The following is a 16557-nucleotide window of genomic DNA, read 5'->3' on the forward strand; positions in this document are numbered from 1 at the left end:
ACGGCGAATCGCTGAGTTCGGCACCCGTCCCACACCCCCGGGAACGACGGATGCCACGGCCCGCGCCCGCGAGGAGCGTCGGAGCCGTGGCATCCACGGTGCTTACTGTGCGGCGGCGCGCTCCAGCACGAGCTCGCGCACGCGCGCGGCGTCGGCCTGACCCTTCATCGCCTTCATCACGGCGCCGATGACCGCGCCGGCGGCCTGGACCTTGCCGTCGCGGATCTTCGCCAGCACGTCGGGCTGGGCGGCCAGGGCCTCGTCGATCGCGGCGATGAGCGCACCGTCGTCGGACACGACCGCGAGACCGCGGGCGTCGACGACCTGCTGCGGAGTGCCCTCGCCCGCGATGACGCCCTCGAGCACCTGACGCGCGAGCTTGTCGGTCAGCGTGCCCGCGTCGACGAGCTGCTGCAGCGCGGCGACGTTCTCGGGACTGACGAGCTCGGCGGGCTCGCGCTCCTCGGCGTTGGCGATGCGGCTGATCTCGCTCATCCACCACTTGCGTGCGGCGGCGGGCGATGCCCCGGCGGCGACGGTGGCCTCGACCTCGTTGAGCAGCCCCGCGTTCACGACGCCCTGGAAGTCGATGTCCGCGAAGCCCCAGTCGGCCTTGAGCCGACGACGGCGTGCGGCCGGCGGTTCGGGCAGCGCGGCGCGCAGCTCCTCGATCAACTCCGGCGCCGGCACGACGGGGAGCAGGTCGGGCTCGGGGAAGTAGCGGTAGTCATCGGCATCCGACTTCGGACGACCCGGCGACGTGCGCCCCGTGTCCTCGTGCCAGTGGCGCGTCTCCTGCGTGATCGTGCCGCCGGCGGCCAGGATCGCCGCCTGGCGTTGGATCTCGTACCGCACCGCGCGCTCGACCGACCGCATCGAGTTGACGTTCTTCGTCTCGGTGCGCGTGCCGAGCTTCTCCTGGCCGCGGGGGCGCAGCGACACGTTGGCGTCGCAGCGCAGGTTGCCGCGCTCCAGCCGCGCCTCGGAGATGCCGAGACCGCGGACGATGTCACGGATCGTCGCGACGTACGCCTTCGCGAGCGCCGGAGCCGAATGCTCGGCGCCGAAGATGGGCTTCGTCACGATCTCGACCAGCGGAACGCCGGCGCGGTTGTAGTCGACGAGCGAGTACTCGGCGCCCTGGATGCGCCCGGTCGCCCCACCCATGTGGGTGAGCTTTCCGGCGTCCTCCTCCATGTGCGCGCGCTCGATCGGCACGGTGACGATCGTGCCGTCCTCCAGCTCGACCTCGACCGATCCCTCGAACGCGATGGGCTCGTCGTACTGAGAGATCTGATAGTTCTTGCCGAGGTCGGGGTAGAAGTAGTTCTTCCGTGCGAACCGGCTCGACGGCGCGATCGAGCAGCCGAGGGCGAGGCCCAGGCTGATCGACGAGCGGATCGCCTCGGCGTTCACGACCGGGAGCGCGCCCGGCAGGCCCATGTCGACCGGCGCGACGAGCGTGTTCGGCTCGGCGCCGTGGTTCGCCTCGTTGGCGGGGTTGGGTGCGGCGGAGAACATCTTCGTCGCCGTGTTGAGCTCGACATGGACCTCGAACCCGAGAACCGGCTCGAACAGTTCGAGGGCCTCGTCGAAGTCCATCAGCGCGTCCTTGGCCATCAGCGGGTCGCTCCGTTCGTGAGGGAGGGGGCACGGTCGAGAAGCGGACCGCCCCACTGGTCGACCAGCAGCGCTTCGAGCGCCGCGCCGACGCGGTACAGACGTGCGTCCTCACGGGCGGGGGCGAGGAACTGGATGCCGACCGGCAGACCGTCCTCCTCGGCGAGGCCGCTGGGGATCGAGATGCCCGGGACGCCGGCGAGGTTCGCCGGGATGGTCGTCACGTCGTTCAGGTACATCTGCAGCGGGTCGTCGAGCTGCTCGCCCAGGCGGAACGCCGTGGTCGGCGCCGACGGGGTCGCGATCACGTCGACCTCGGCGAACGCGGCGTCGAAGTCCTGCTGGATGAGGGTCCGCACCTTCTGCGCGCTGCCGTAGTAGGCGTCGTAGTACCCGGCCGACAGGGCGTAGGTGCCGAGGATGATGCGGCGCTTGACCTCGGGACCGAACCCGGCGTCGCGCGTGGCGGCCATGACGCTCTCGACCGTCGGGGTGCCCTGCGGCGTGACCCGCAGACCGAAGCGGACCGAGTCGAACTTGGCCAGGTTGCTGGATGCCTCGGCCGGGAGGATCAGGTAGTACGCGGCCACGCCGTATTCGAAGTGCGGCGCGCTGATCTCGATGATCTCGGCGCCCTGCGCCTCCAGGGTGGCGAGGGCGGCACGGAACGAGTCGGACACGCCCTTCTGGAAGCCGCGGTCGTCGAGTTCGCGGATGACGCCGACCTTCAGCCCCTTCAGCACCTCACCGGTGGCGCCCTCGCGGGCTGCCGCAGCGAAGGAGGGCCACGCGTCGGTGAGCGACGTGGAGTCGTGCGGGTCGTGGCCGGCGATGACGTCGTGCAGGAGTCCCGCGTCGAGCACGGTCCGGGTCACGGGACCGACCTGATCGAGGCTGGATGCCAGCGCGATCGCGCCGTACCGGCTGACGCCGCCGTACGTGGGCTTGACGCCGACGGTGCCGGTCACGTGTGCGGGCTGACGGATCGAGCCACCGGTGTCGGATCCGAGCGCGAGAGGCGCCTCGAACGCGGCGACCGCGGCGGCGGAGCCACCACCGGATCCGCCGGGGATCCGGTCGAGGTCCCACGGGTTGTGCGTCGGACCGTACGCGGAGAACTCGGTCGACGAGCCCATGGCGAACTCGTCCATGTTCGTCTTGCCGAGCGGCACGAGTCCGGCAGCGCGCGAGCGAGCGACGACGGTGGCGTCGTAGGGCGACAGGTAGCCCTCGAGGATCTTCGATCCGCTCGTGGACGGCATGTCGGTCGTGACGAGCACGTCCTTCACCGCGAGCGGCACGCCCGCGAGCTCGTGCAGCTCCTCGCCCGCGGCGCGGCGGCGGTCGATGTCCGCCGCGACGTCGAGAGCATGGTCGCTCACGTGGAGGAACGCGTGCACGTCGCCGTCGACGGCGGCGATGCGGTCGAGGTGCGCGCGGGTCGCCTCGACGCTCGACACCTCCTTCGACGCGAGGGCCGCGGCGAGGTCGGCGGCGCTCAGGCGCGTGAGGTCGCTCACTGCTCCTCCCCCAGGATCGCGGTCACCCGGAACCGGCCGTCGGCCTGGTCGGGTGCGTTCTGCAGCACCTGGTCGCGGGTCAGCTGCTGCTGCACGACGTCGGGGCGGAACACGTTCTGCAGCGGGATCGGGTGGCTCGTGGCGAAGACGTCGGGGGTTGCCACCTCGGACACCTTCGCGATGTTGTCGACGATGGCATCCAGCTGGCCGGTCAGGCTCTGGATCTCCTCGTCGCTCAACTCGATCCGAGCGAGCACACCGAGATGGCGCACGAGATCAGGGGTGATTTCAGACACCCGGCAAGTCTAGTTCGCGGGCACCGCGCGCCGGGACCGGCCCCGGCCTACGCTGGGACGGTGACGAGCTACGACCCGCCTCGCCCCTGGACCGCCAGCTATGCCGCCGGAGTGCCGGAGGACCTCGAACCTCAGACGGGCTCGCTCGTCGACATCCTCGACGCCTCCACGCGCGACTATCCCGACGCCCCGGCGTTGGAGTTCTTCGGTCGGACGACGTCGTACGCCGAGCTGTCGGCCGAGGTGAGCCGCGTCGCCGCGGCCCTCGCCGCGCACGGCGTGCGTGCCGGCGACCCCGTCGCGATCGTCCTGCCGAACTGTCCGCAGCACATCGTCGCGTTCTACGCGGTGCTGCGCCTGGGCGCGGTCGTCGTGGAGCACAACCCGCTCTACACCGCGCGGGAGCTCCGCAAGCAGTTCGAGGATCACGGCGCGAAGCACGCCATCGTATGGAGCAAGGTCGTGAAGACCGTGCAGGACTTCCCGGCCGACCTGCGGGTCGACACCCTCGTGTCCGTCGACGTCACCCGGGCGATGCCGCTCCGCATGCGCGTGGCCCTGCGCCTCCCCGTCGCGAAGGCGCGGGAAGCGCGCGCGGCCCTCACCGAGAAGACGACGGATGCCGAGCCCTGGGCCCAGCTCCTCCGCCACGACCCGCTGCCCGCGGCGCACCCCCGCCCGGCCACGGGCGACCTCGCGATCATCCAATACACGAGCGGGACCACCGGCACCCCCAAGGGCGCGATGCTCACCCACGCGAACCTCCTCGCCAACGCCGCGCAGGCCCGCGCGTGGGTGCCGTCGATCGTGCGCGGCGAGGGCTGCGTCGTCTACGCGGTCCTGCCGATGTTCCACGCGTACGGTCTGACGCTGTGCCTGACGTTCGCGATGTCGATGGGCGCGCGACTCGTGCTGTTCCCCAAGTTCGACCCCGACCTCGTCCTCGCCGTCACCAAGCGGCATCCCGCGACCTTCCTGCCCCTCGTGCCGCCGATCGCCGAGCGCCTGCTCGCCGCCGCCGAGGCGAAAGGCGTGTCGCTGGCCGGCACCGATATCGCGATCTCGGGCGCGATGGCCCTCCCGCACGAGCTGGTGGTCCCGTTCGAGAAGGCCACCGGCGGGTACCTCGTCGAGGGGTACGGCCTGAGCGAGTGCTCCCCCGTGCTCATGGCCAACCCCGTGGCCGAGAACCGCGTGCCGGGAACCGTCGGGCTCCCGCTGCCGGGCACAGAGTGCCGCGTCGTCGACCCCGACGACCCGCACACCGACGTCGAGCCGTGTGGCCGCGGAGAGCTCGTGGTCCGCGGGCCACAGGTGTTCTCGGGCTACTACGGCAAGCCCGAGGCGACGGAGGAGGTCTTCGTCGACGGGTGGTTCCGCACGGGCGACATCGTCACGATCGACGAGGGCGGATTCGTCCGGATCGTCGACCGCATCAAGGAGCTCATCATCACGGGCGGCTTCAACGTCGCGCCGACCGAGGTCGAGAACGTCCTGCGACAGCATCCCTCGATCGCCGACGTCGCCGTGGTGGGGCTCCCGAGCGACCATTCGGGGGAAGACGTGGTCGCCGCCGTCGTCCCGTTCGCCGGGGCCGAGATCGACCCCGACGAGCTGCGCGACTTCGCCCGCGGCATCCTGACCCCGTACAAGGTGCCGCGCCGGATCGTGGTCGTCGACGAACTGCCGAAGTCGCTCATCGGCAAGGTCCTCCGGCGTCAGGTGAAGGAGCGGCTGCTCGCGGAGTGACCGAGTCCGCGGGCCTCTCCGCGGGGCTTCACCGACCGGAGCGGATGCCGGGCGCCTCGACTCAGTCCTCGGTCGCGGCGTCCGGAGCCGGAGGGAGCGCGTCCGGTCCCTGCTCGACGAGCACGCGGAACTGCGCGGCATCCAGAATCCGGATGCCGAGTTCCTCCGCCTTCGCCAGCTTCGACCCCGCGCCCGGCCCCGCGGCGACGAAGTCGGTCTTCTTCGACACGCTCGAAGCGGCCTTGCCTCCCGCGGCGATGATCGCCTCCTGCGCCCCCTCGCGGGAATAGCCCTCGAGCGATCCCGTCGCGACCACGGTGAGACCGGTCAGAACCCCGCCGGCGGCGGCCGCGGCCCCCGGGCCGGGGTGCCCGGGGATGGCGAAGCGGACACCCGCGGCCTCCCACCGATCGACGATGTCGCGGTGCCAGTCGACCTCGAACCAGTCGATGACGGCGTCGGCGATGATGCCGCCCACCCCCTCGACGGCGGCGAGTTCGTCGCGCGAGGCCGCGCGGATGGCATCCAACGACCCGAACCACTGCGCCAGGGCGCGCGCCGCCACCGGACCGACGTGCCGGATGTTCAACGAGACGAGAAGGCGCCAGAGGTCTTTCGACTTCGCCTTCTCGAGTTCGGCGACGAGCTTGACGGCCTGCTCCGAGGGGAGGACCTCGCGGTAGTCCTTGCGGATGCCGCGGCGCCGACGCTCCGCGGGATCGAGGTTCTCGGAACCGGGCGGATACGTGGCAGGTCCGAGCTTCTGGAACGGCGCGCGCCGCACCTCGTCGCCGGTCTTCTCGTCGATCTTGCGCTCCCCCGTCTCGGCGTCGCGCACGACGACCTCGATCGGGACGAGCTGCTCGAGCGTCAGGTCGAACAGACCCGCCTCGGTGTCGAGCGGCGGCTCGGCGGGGACATCGGGCTGCGTCAACGCCGCGGCCGTCACCTCGCCCAGCGCCTCGATGTCGAGCGCGCCCCGCGAACCGATGTGCTCCACGCGCCCGCGGACCTGCGCGGGGCACGACCGCGCGTTGGGGCAGCGGAGATCGATGTCGCCCTCTTTGGCGGGGCGCAGCGGCGTGCCGCACGCCGGGCAGTCGGCGGGCATGACGAACGCGCGCTCGCTGCCGTCGCGCAGCTCGACCACGGGTCCGAGGACCTCGGGGATCACGTCGCCGGCCTTGCGCAGCACCACGGTGTCGCCGATCAGGACGCCCTTGACCTTGACGACGTCCTGGTTGTGCAGGGTCGCCTGGCGCACGACGCTGCCCGCGACGCGCGCGGGTTCCATCACGGCGAAGGGCGTCGCGCGGCCGGTGCGCCCGACCGACACCACGATGTCGAGGAGCTTGGTGTTCACCTGCTCAGGCGGGTACTTGTAGGCGATCGCCCAGCGCGGGGCGCGGCTCGTGGCCCCGAGCTCGTCGTGCAGAGCGAGCTCGTCGACCTTCACGACGACGCCGTCGATCTCGTGCTCGACGTCGTGGCGGTGTTCGCCGTGATGCGCGACGAAGGCGAGCACGCCGTCGACGGTCGATTCGACGCGGCTGTAGGGCGACGTCGGAAGCCCCCACGACGCCAGGAGATCGTAGATCTCGCTCTGCGCGGCCACCGGCGGATCCGGCCACGCACCGATGCCGTGGACGTAGAGGGCGAGCGAGGCGATGCGGGCGAGTCCCGCCTCGAGCTCGAGCCCCGACTTCTTCTCGATCTGCTGGCGCAGGCCACCGCTGGCGGCGTTGCGCGGGTTCGCGAACGCCGGGAACCGCCGCGCCGCCGCCTGCTCGGCCTTCTCGAGATCGAACGCCTTCGCCCCGCCGCGGCGGGCGGCGGCGCGCTCCCGGGCCTCGGCCACGGCGCGCTCACGGTACTCGCCCTGCAGCCGGTTGAGGTTCTCGAAGGCCGCGACGGGGATGAAGACCTCACCCCGCACCTCGACCAGCGCGGGGTGGCCGTCGCCGGTGAGTTCGCGCGGGATCCCGGCGACCCGCAACGCGTTCTCGGTCACGATCTCGCCCACGCGCCCGTCGCCGCGGGTCGCGGCCGAGGTGAGCACCCCGTTCTCGTAGCGCAGGCTGATCGCCAGTCCGTCGATCTTGAGTTCCGTCAGCCAGTTCACCGGCCGCCCGGCGGAGGCCTCGGTCTTGACGGCCCACTCGCGCAGCTCTTCGGGTGAGAAGACGTTGTCGAGGCTCAGCATCCGCTCGGCGTGCTCGATCGTCACGAGGTCGGTGGCCTCGGCCGCCCCCACGGACAGGGTCGGGCTGTCCTGTCCCTGCAGCTCGGGGTACAGGCGCTCGATGGCCTCGAGCCGATGCATCCACCCGTCGTAGGTTGCGTCGTCGACGAGCTCGGCATCCCGCCCGTAATACGCGTCGCGCGCATGGACGATCCGCTCGGTCAGATCGGCCGCTTCGGTGCGCGCTTCGTCGAGGGTGAGGTCGGGAAGCTGGTCGTGCTCGGTCACCCGTCCAGCTTAGGCAGGGGCACCGACACCGCCCGGGGGTTGCGGGGGTTCCGCGCGCGACGGGAGGAGATTCCGCGAACGGAGGACGGATGCCACGATCCCGGCCCTCCCGGCCCCGAATCCCCTCCCGGGGCCGGAGTCGCCGGGAGCGAGGGCTCAGGCTCCGACGGGGACCGCCGACACCGTCCGGGCGATCGTGAACTGACCGATCACGCGGGTGCCGTCGTAGAGCACGGCCGTCTGCCCCGGTGCCACGCCGTCAAAGGGCTCCTCGGGGCGCACGGTCAGCGCCCCGCCCTCGAGCACGGCGGTGGCGGGCACGGGGTCCGCGTGGGCGCGGATCTGCACGTGGCACGCGAAGGTCGCCGCGGAGGGGGCGCGTCCCGCCCAGGAGAAGCGATCGCCCGAGATCTCGGCGCAGGCGAGGGCCTCTTTCGGTCCCACCACGACCGTGTTGTTCACGGGACGCACTTCGAGCACGAAGCGCGGCTTGCCGTCGGCGGCGGGGACTCCCAACTGCAGTCCGCGGCGCTGGCCGACGGTGAAGGCGTGCGCTCCCTCGTGCGTGCCGACGACCGCACCGGAGCGGTCGAGGATCTCGCCCTTCTCCGCGCCCACGCGGTCGGCGAGCCACCCTCGCGTGTCGCCGTCGGGGATGAAGCAGATGTCGTGGCTGTCGGGCTTCTGCGCGACGGACAGTCCGCGCTCCTCCGCCTCGGCGCGGACGACCGCCTTGGACGGCGTCGACCCGAGCGGGAAGTACGTGTGCGCGAGCTGCGCCTCCGTCAGGACGCCGAGGACGTACGACTGGTCCTTCGCGGCATCCGAGGCCCGGTGGAGCTCCCGCCCGTCGGGGGTGTCGACGAGCGTGGCGTAGTGGCCCGTGCACACCGCGTCGAAGCCGAGTTCGACGGCGCGCTCGAGGAGGGCGGCGAACTTGATCTTCTCGTTGCACCGCATGCAGGGGTTGGGCGTGCGGCCGGCGCGGTACTCCGACACGAAGTCCTCGATCACGTCGTCGCGGAAGCGCTCCGAGAAGTCCCACACGTAGAAGGGGATGCCGAGCTTGTCCGCCGCGCGACGGGCGTCCATGGCGTCCTCGATCGTGCAGCAGCCGCGGCTCCCGGCGCGGAGCGTCCCGCCCGCGCGCGACAGTGCCAGGTGCACACCGACGACGTCGTGCCCCGCCTCGACCGCGCGTGCCGCGGCCACCGCGGAGTCGACGCCACCGCTCATCGCCGCCAGAACTCGCATCGTCCCAGTCTACGAACCGCCCGCTGAACGGGCGCCGGATGCCACGGCCCGCTCGTACGCGGACGGCAGTGCCGCGAGCACGGCATCCACGTCGTCCTCGGTCGACGTGCGCCCGAGGGTCAGACGGAGGACCGACCGGGCGGCACGGTCGTCGAGCCCGAGGGCGAGCACGACGTGCGAGGGTTCGGCGACGCCCGCCTGGCATGCCGAGCCCGTGGACACCGAGATCCCGGCCATGTCGAGGAGGAACAGCAAGGTCTCCCCCGCCGCGCCCGGGAAGAGCACGTGCGCGTTGCCGGGGAGCCGGTCGTCGGGATCCCCGAGCAGGCGCGCGTTCGGGATCGCCCCGAGGATGCCGTGGACCAGGCGACGACGCAGGCCCTCGAGCCGCACGGTCTCCCGTTCGCGCTCGGTCTCGGCCGCGATCGCGGCGGCGGCGAAGGCGGCCGCCCCGGCGGCATCCTGCGTGCCGGCGCGCAGTCCGCGCTGCTGACCGCCGCCGTGCTGCAGCGGCGTCAGCCGGGCGTGCCGCGAGACCACCGCCGCGCCGACACCGACGGGTCCGCCGACCTTGTGCGCCGAGACGGACAGGGCGACCAGGCCACCGGGGCCGTCTCCGGCGCCGCGCCAGCCCGAGAAGTCGACGTCGACCTGGCCGAGCGCCGACACCGCGTCCAGATGCAGGGGAACGCCGGCCTCGGCGGAGGCGCGGGCGAGGCCGGCGGCATCCTGCACCGTTCCGACCTCGTTGTTGGCCACGAGCGCGGTGGCCAGGGCCGCGTGCGGAAGCTCCGCGGCGAACGCGGCGACGGGGATCCGGCCGAGCGCGTCGAGCCCCACGGGGCGCACCCGCGCCTCGGCGGAACGCGTCAACCACGCGACCGTGTCCAGCGTCGCGTGGTGTTCGCCGTCGGGGAGCACGATCGCGTCGGTCGACGGCTCCCGCGACCACCACTGACCCTTCAGGGCCAGGTTCGTCGCCTCGGTGCCGCCGGAGGTCAGCACGACCTCGATGGGCTGGCATCCCAGCACCTCGGCGAGGCGCTCGCGTGCGTCTTCGAGGAGGCGACGGGCGGCCTGGCCGGCGCCGTGGATCGACGACGGATTGCCCAGCACCTCGTGCGCGGCCAGCCACGCGTCGCGAGCCTCGGGCCGCAGCGGGGTGGTCGCGGCATGGTCGAGATAGACCGGCATTCACCCTCCCCGGTGTCTCGTGCGCGTCCTTCACTACCCTAGGACGCATGGTCCCACCCGAAGCGGCCCTGTCGCCGCGCCCTGCCCTCCTCGCCTCGTCCTTCGACGACCTCGGCGTGCGGCTGGGCCGCGACGGAGGAACACTGCGCGTCTGGTCGGGGAACGCCGACACGATGCACCTCGTCGTCTTCGACCATGTCGACCTCGACTGGGCCGTCGAGACACTGCCGATGACGGCGACGGGCGACGGCGTGTTCGAGGCGACGACGCCGCTTCTGCGGCCCGGCGCGCGCTACGCGGTGCGGGCCGGCGGACCCCACGGTCCCGGCAACACGTTCAACCCGGAGACGCTCCTCCTCGACCCGTACGCGCGAGGCCTCGTGTCGGGGGGCTACGGCGACTGGCGCGGCGTCGTCGTCGAGGGCGGGTTCGACTGGGGCGGTGTGGCCAAGCCCCGCGTCCCGATGGACCGCACCGTGATCTACGAGGGGCATGTCAAGGGGCTCACCAAGCGGCATCCGGTGGTTCCGCCCCCCCTGCACGGCACGTACGCGGGCCTGGCCCACCCGGCGATGATCGAGCACTTCCTCTCGCTCGGCATCACGAGCATCGAGCTGCTCCCCGTGCACGCCTTCGCCACCGAGCCGCGTCTGCTCCAGCTGGGCCTGACGAACTACTGGGGCTACAACTCGCTCAACTTCTTCTCCCCGCACTCCGCGTACGCCACCGCCGCCAGCCGCGCGGAAGGCCCCGAAGCCGTGCTGCGCGAGTTCAAGGGCATGGTGCGGCTGCTGCACGAGGCGGGCCTCGAGGTCCTCCTCGACGTCGTGTACAACCACACGTCGGAGGAGGGAATCGGCGGCCCGCGGACCAGCCTGCGCGGCCTCGACAACCGCTCGTACTACCGCCAGACCGACGAGGGCGTGTACATCGACGTGACCGGGTGCGGCAATGCGGTGAACACGTCGACGGATGCCGCGGCGCGCCTCGTCCTGGACTCGTTGCGCTACTGGGCCGAGGACGTGCAGATCGACGGGTTCCGGTTCGACCTGGCCGTCACGCTGGGGCGCGACGGGAACCACTCCTTCGATCCCGAACATCCGCTGCTGCGGGCGATCCGCGACGACGAGGTGCTCGCGGGCACCAAGCTCATCGCCGAGCCGTGGGACGTCGGCATGGGCGGGTGGCAGACCGGCAACTTCGGCGACGGCTGGCACGAGTGGAACGACCGCTACCGCGACCGCGTGCGCAATTTCTGGCTCAGCGACGTCGACTACGCCCGGCGCGCCAGTACGGCGCCGGTCGGCATCGGCGGCTTCGCGACCCGGCTGGCGGGATCCTCCAACACGTTCTCCCAGGAGCGCGGACCGCTCGCCAGCGTCAACTTCGTTACGGCGCACGACGGCTTCACCCTCCGCGACCTCGTCTCGTACGACGTCAAGCACAACCTCGGCAACGGCGAGCAGAACCGCGACGGCGCGGACACCAACCGCTCGTACAACCACGGGGCCGAGGGCAAGACCGACGACCCTCGCATCCTCGCCACCCGCCGGAAGGCCATGCGCAACCTCCTCGGCACCCTGCTGCTGTCGGCGGGTGTTCCGATGATCACCGCGGGCGATGAGATGGGGCGCACGCAGCGCGGCAACAACAACGCCTACTGCCATGACTCGCCGCTGACGTGGCTGTCGTGGAACCTCGCGCCCTGGCAGCAGGACCTCTTCGCGCACACTCAGCGCCTCCTGGCTCTCCGCCGCGAGAACCCGGCCCTGCGTCCGGTGCACTTCGCCCGCCTCGGCGAACGGATCCCCTCCGCGTCGCTCATGGACTGGTACGACGAGCACGGCGAGACGATGTCGAGCGACCGCTGGACCGACCCCTCGCACCGCACCCTGCAGTACCTCGCGACCTCCACGCCCGAGAACGAGGAGCTGAATCGCATCCTGCTCGTCGTGCACGGAAACGAGAGCCCCGTCGAGGTGACCCTGCCCGTCCTGACGGACGACGTGGAGTACGTGTCGCTGTGGTCGAGCGCCGACGAGACCCCGGCGGACGACATGCCGAGGATCGCTCCGGGTGAGGTCGTCCCGTTCGTCGGCACGTCGATGCGGCTGTTCCGCGTCGAGTCCCGGGGCTGACTCGGCGTCGAAGGATCGGGTCGGTCTGTCAAGGCCCGCGGCAAGCCCTGGGGGAACGTCGCCGGGCCACGGTAGGTTCGGACCGTGGCCACCACGACGACGACACTTTCGCCCGTTCACCCCTGGCGCAGCGCCGCCTCGATCCCCGTGCGACCGATCAAACCGACGCCCGCGAAGGGCGTGGTGACGCCGCGCATCCCGCTGGCGCTCCCCCATCCGCACGTTCCCGGCGGTCGCTTCCGACCTTCGGCCTTCGTGGGCGAGGCGGTGCCGTTCACCGTCACCGCCTTCCGCGAGGGTCACGATCGCATCGGCGTGCACGTCCGGCTCTTCTCGCCCTCCGGCGACGAGTCGCTGCACCGCCTGTCGCCGCTGAACGACGGGTTCGATCGCTGGTCCACCCTGATCGCCCCGCTCGAGCAGGGCGTCTGGCGGTTCCGGTTCGAGGCGTTCGCCGACGAGTTCGCCACGTGGGAGCACGCCGCCGAGGTGAAGATCGCCGCCGGCGTCGACTCCGCGCTCATGCGGGAGATGGGGGCGCAGCTCTTCGACCGCGCCCGGGGCGAGAAGAAGCGGCCCGGCAGCGACAAGGACGTGCTCTACGCCGCCGCGCGGACCCTCCGCGACCCCGAGACGCACGACGACGTCGCCCTCCAGGTCGTGCGCGATCCCGCGATCGCCGAGATCTTCGCGGTGCGCCCGGTCATGGGGCTCGCGTCGGCGGGCAAGGATGCCGAGCTGCTGGTCGAGCGCGAACGCGCCGGCGTCGGCGCATGGTACGAGTTCTTCCCGCGTTCCGAGGGCGCGACCCGGGCCGAGGACGGCTCCGTGATCAGCGGTACGTTCCGCACGGCCGTGGATCGCCTCCCCGGTGTGGCCGACATGGGCTTCGACGTGCTCTACCTGCCCCCCATCCACCCGATCGGCGAGCAGAACCGCAAGGGACCCAACAACACGCTCGTGACCTCCCCCGGCGACCCGGGCTCGCCCTGGGCGATCGGCGGGCCCGCCGGCGGGCACGACACGGTTCACCCGGATCTGGGCACGCTGGAGGACTTCCGCGCCTTCGTCGACGCCGCGCGCAGCAACGGGATCGAGGTGGCGCTCGACCTCGCGTTGCAGGCATCACCCGACCACCCGTGGGTCACCGAGCACCCCGAGTGGTTCACGACCCTCCCCGACGGCTCGATCGCGTACGCCGAGAATCCGCCCAAGAAGTACCAGGACATCTACCCCGTCAACTTCGACAACGACCCCGACGGCATCCGTGCCGAGGTCCTGCGGATCGTGCGGCACTGGATCGCCCAGGGCGTGCGCATCTTCCGCGTCGACAACCCCCACACGAAGCCCCTGCAGTTCTGGGAATGGTTGATCGCCACGGTCAGCGCCGAGGAGCCCGACGCGGTGTTCCTCGCCGAGGCCTTCACCCGACCGGCCCCGCTGCAGGGACTCGCGATGGCCGGCTTCCAGCAGAGCTACACGTACTTCACCTGGCGCAACACCAAGGAGGAGCTCGAGGAGTTCTTCGACGGACTCGCGCACGAGACGGCCGACTTCCTCCGGCCGAACCTCTTCGTGAACACCCCTGACATCCTCACCGAGTACCTGCAGTTCGGGGGCCGCCCGGCGTACAAGATCCGTGCGGCGCTGGCGGCCACGGCCGCCCCGACCTACGGCGTGTACGCGGGGTACGAACTGTACGAGAACGTCGCGCGTCCCGGTTCCGAAGAGAACATCGACAACGAGAAGTACGAGTACAAGTTCCGCGACTGGGCGGGCGCCGAGTCGGCGGGCGACTCGCTTGCCCCGTATCTGCGTCGGCTCAACGGCATCCGTCGTGATCACCCGGCTCTCGGGCAGCTGCGAAATCTCCACGTCCAGTGGAGCGACGACGACGCGATCCTCGTCTACGCGAAGCATCTCGATGCGGCTCTCTCGCCCACCGGAGTGTCCGACACGATCATCGTCGTCGCCAACGTCGACCCCCACTCCACGCGCGCGACGACGGTGCACCTCGACACGACGTTGTGGGGCGTCGAGCCCGGGACGCCCTACGAGGTCGAAGACCTCGTGACGGGCGCCGTCTGGACCTGGACGGACCACAACTTCGTCCGCTTGGACGCATTCGACGAACCCGTGCACATCCTGCACGTGAAGGAGTCCCGATGACCGCTCTTCCCTCAGAACTCCTGGATGCCGTGGCCCACGGCGCCCACCACGACCCGCACAGCATCCTCGGCTCCCACGAGACCGCCGACGGCTGGGTCATCCGCACCCGGCGTCCGCTCGCCCGCGAGGTGGTGGCCGAGCTCGAGGACGGCTCGACCGTCCAGCTGTCGCACACGCGCTCCGGCATCTGGGAGGGTCTGCACGCCACGGCTCCCGGTGCGTACCGCGTGCGCGCCTCGTACGACGGGAGCGCCGACCACATCGCGGACGACCCGTACCGTCACGTTCCCGCGGTGGGCGAGCTGGATCTGCACCTCATCTCGGAGGGCCGCCACGAGGAGCTGTGGCGGGTCCTGGGCGCGCACGTCCGCGAGCTCGACGGTTCCACCGGTACGGCGTTCACGGTGTGGGCGCCGGACGCCCGCGCGGTACGCGTGATCGGCGACTTCAACGGGTGGGACGGTACCGGGAGCGCGTTGCGCTCGATGGGCGGCAGCGGGGTATGGGAGCTGTTCGTGCCCGAGGTCGGCATCGGCGCCCGCTACAAGTTCGAGATCCTCACCCGGGCGGGTGCCTGGATCCAGAAGGCCGATCCCATGGCCCGCCTCGCCGAGACCCCGCCCGCGACGGCATCCGTCGTGACCTCGTCCGATTACCGCTGGAACGACGACGCGTGGCTGGAGGAGCGATCCCGCACCGCCCCCATCGACCGTCCGATGTCGATCTACGAGCTGCACCTCGGCTCGTGGCGTCCCGGACTGTCGTACCGGGATGCCGCCGACGAGATCATCGACTACGTCGGCGCCCAGGGCTTCACGCACGTCGAGTTCCTGCCCCTCTCCGAGCACCCGTTCGGCGGGTCGTGGGGCTACCAGGTCTCGGGCTACTACGCCCCGACGAGCCGCTTCGGCGACCCCGACGACCTTCGCTACCTCATCGACCGTCTGCACCAGGCGGGCATCGGCGTGATCATGGACTGGGTTCCCGGACACTTCCCCAAGGACGACTTCGCCCTGGCGAAGTTCGACGGCGAGGCCCTCTACGAGCACCCCGACCCCCGTCGCGGCGAGCACAAGGACTGGGGCACGCTGATCTTCGACTACGGCCGGAACGAGGTGCGCAACTTCCTCGTCGCCAACGCGCTGTACTGGTTCGAGGAGTTCCACGTCGACGGGCTCCGCGTGGATGCCGTGGCATCCATGTTGTACCTCGACTACTCCCGCAACGACGGCGAGTGGGCACCGAACCAGTTCGGCGGCCGCGAGAACCTCGAGGCGATCCGCTTCCTGCAGGAGGTGAACGCGACCGCCTACAAGCGCTACCCCGGGATCGCCATGATCGCGGAGGAGTCCACCAGCTTCCCCGGCGTCACGGCGCCCACGGCGCACGCCGGCCTCGGCTTCGGGTTCAAGTGGAACATGGGCTGGATGAACGACTCGCTCCAGTACATCGCCCGCGACCCGATGTACCGCTCGCACCACGAGGGCGAGCTGTCGTTCTCGTTCGTCTACGCGTTCAGCGAGAACTTCATCCTGCCGATCAGCCACGACGAGGTCGTCCACGGCAAGGGCAGTCTCTTCGGCCGCATGCCCGGTGACCACTGGCAGAAGCTCGCGAACATGCGCGCGTTCCTGGCGTACATGTGGGGTCACCCGGGCAAGCAGCTGCTGTTCATGGGTCAGGAGTTCGGGCAGATGTCCGAGTGGTCCGAGTCCCGCAGTCTCGACTGGTGGATGCTGGACCAGCCGTCGCACGCCCAGCTCCACTCCTTCGTCGCCGAGCTGAACCGCGTGTACCGCGAGCAGGCGCCACTGTGGTCGCGCGACCACGACGGTGCCGCCTTCTCGCGCCTCGGGGCGCCCGCATGGAATCCGAACGTGCTCGCGTTCGCGCGGCGCGACCACCATGGCAACACCGTGGCCGTCGTCTGCAACTTCTCGGGCGTCCCCCTCGGCGACTTCCCGCTCGACCTCCCCGAGGCCGGCACCTGGACCGAGGTGCTCAACAGCGACGCGGAGGCGTTCGGAGGCTCGGGCCAGGGGAACCTCGGCGCGATCACGACCGACGGTCGCGGCAGCGCCGTGCTGACGCTCCCCCCGCTCGGCGTCCTCTGGCTTCACCACCGCGCGGGCTGAGTCCCGACGACG

At 71.0% G+C, this 16557-nt stretch carries 10 protein-coding genes; 4 read left to right on the top strand and 6 right to left on the bottom strand.

Annotated features, from left to right (window positions below; genetic code table 11):
- Positions 1 to 102 precede the first annotated feature (102 nt).
- From gatB to gatC, 3 genes are read right to left on the bottom strand one after another with little or no spacing between them, the layout of a single operon-like run.
- Positions 103 to 1620, bottom strand: a complete 1518-nt coding sequence (gene gatB, locus CSIV_RS11800) for an Asp-tRNA(Asn)/Glu-tRNA(Gln) amidotransferase subunit GatB (protein WP_077051600.1) — start codon at positions 1618 to 1620, stop codon at positions 103 to 105.
- On the bottom strand, positions 1620 to 3140 hold the full coding sequence (gene gatA, locus CSIV_RS11805; RefSeq protein WP_077051601.1) for an Asp-tRNA(Asn)/Glu-tRNA(Gln) amidotransferase subunit GatA: 1521 nt from the start codon (positions 3138 to 3140) through the stop codon (positions 1620 to 1622). Before gatA ends, gatB begins: the two co-directional genes overlap by 1 nt.
- The gene (gene gatC / locus CSIV_RS11810; RefSeq protein WP_077051602.1) at positions 3137 to 3436 is read right to left on the bottom strand and encodes an Asp-tRNA(Asn)/Glu-tRNA(Gln) amidotransferase subunit GatC; all 300 of its coding nucleotides are present in this window, start codon (positions 3434 to 3436) and stop codon (positions 3137 to 3139) included. The genes gatA and gatC overlap by 4 nt, the downstream gene beginning before the upstream one ends.
- Before the next feature lie 60 nt (positions 3437 to 3496).
- On the opposite strand from gatC, the gene CSIV_RS11815 reads away from it, so the two are divergent.
- Positions 3497 to 5185, top strand: a complete 1689-nt coding sequence (locus CSIV_RS11815; RefSeq protein ID WP_077051603.1) for a long-chain-fatty-acid--CoA ligase — start codon at positions 3497 to 3499, stop codon at positions 5183 to 5185.
- A gap of 61 nt (positions 5186 to 5246) precedes the next feature.
- Here CSIV_RS11815 and ligA read toward each other — a convergent pair whose 3' ends face one another.
- The 3 genes from ligA to CSIV_RS11830 all read right to left on the bottom strand — a co-directional run bounded on the left by ligA (position 5247) and on the right by CSIV_RS11830 (position 10103).
- Positions 5247 to 7655 carry an NAD-dependent DNA ligase LigA gene (gene ligA / locus CSIV_RS11820; RefSeq protein ID WP_077051604.1) on the bottom strand — a complete coding sequence of 803 codons (2409 nt, stop codon included), beginning with the start codon at positions 7653 to 7655 and terminating at the stop codon, positions 5247 to 5249.
- A gap of 156 nt (positions 7656 to 7811) precedes the next feature.
- Positions 7812 to 8909 (bottom strand): tRNA 2-thiouridine(34) synthase MnmA, encoded by a 1098-nt coding sequence (gene mnmA / locus CSIV_RS11825; protein WP_077051605.1) that lies wholly within the window; start codon positions 8907 to 8909, stop codon positions 7812 to 7814.
- 9 nt (positions 8910 to 8918) lie between these two features.
- The gene (locus CSIV_RS11830; RefSeq protein WP_077051606.1) at positions 8919 to 10103 is read right to left on the bottom strand and encodes a cysteine desulfurase family protein; all 1185 of its coding nucleotides are present in this window, start codon (positions 10101 to 10103) and stop codon (positions 8919 to 8921) included.
- Between the two features lie 47 nt (positions 10104 to 10150).
- On the opposite strand from CSIV_RS11830, the gene glgX reads away from it, so the two are divergent.
- The 3 genes from glgX (at position 10151) to glgB (ending at position 16545) form a co-directional block, all read left to right on the top strand.
- Positions 10151 to 12241, top strand: a complete 2091-nt coding sequence (gene glgX / locus CSIV_RS11835; protein ID WP_077051607.1) for a glycogen debranching protein GlgX — start codon at positions 10151 to 10153, stop codon at positions 12239 to 12241.
- Between the two features lie 84 nt (positions 12242 to 12325).
- Entirely contained in the window at positions 12326 to 14410 is a 2085-nt protein-coding gene (locus CSIV_RS11840; protein WP_442922929.1) for a maltotransferase domain-containing protein, read from the top strand.
- On the top strand, positions 14407 to 16545 hold the full coding sequence (glgB, locus tag CSIV_RS11845; protein ID WP_077051608.1) for a 1,4-alpha-glucan branching protein GlgB: 2139 nt from the start codon (positions 14407 to 14409) through the stop codon (positions 16543 to 16545). Before CSIV_RS11840 ends, glgB begins: the two co-directional genes overlap by 4 nt.
- Positions 16546 to 16557: the final 12 nt, after the last annotated feature.

Origin of the sequence: Microbacterium sp. CSI-V (assembly GCF_001984105.1) — a bacterium.
GTDB lineage: Bacteria > Actinomycetota > Actinomycetes > Actinomycetales > Microbacteriaceae > Microbacterium.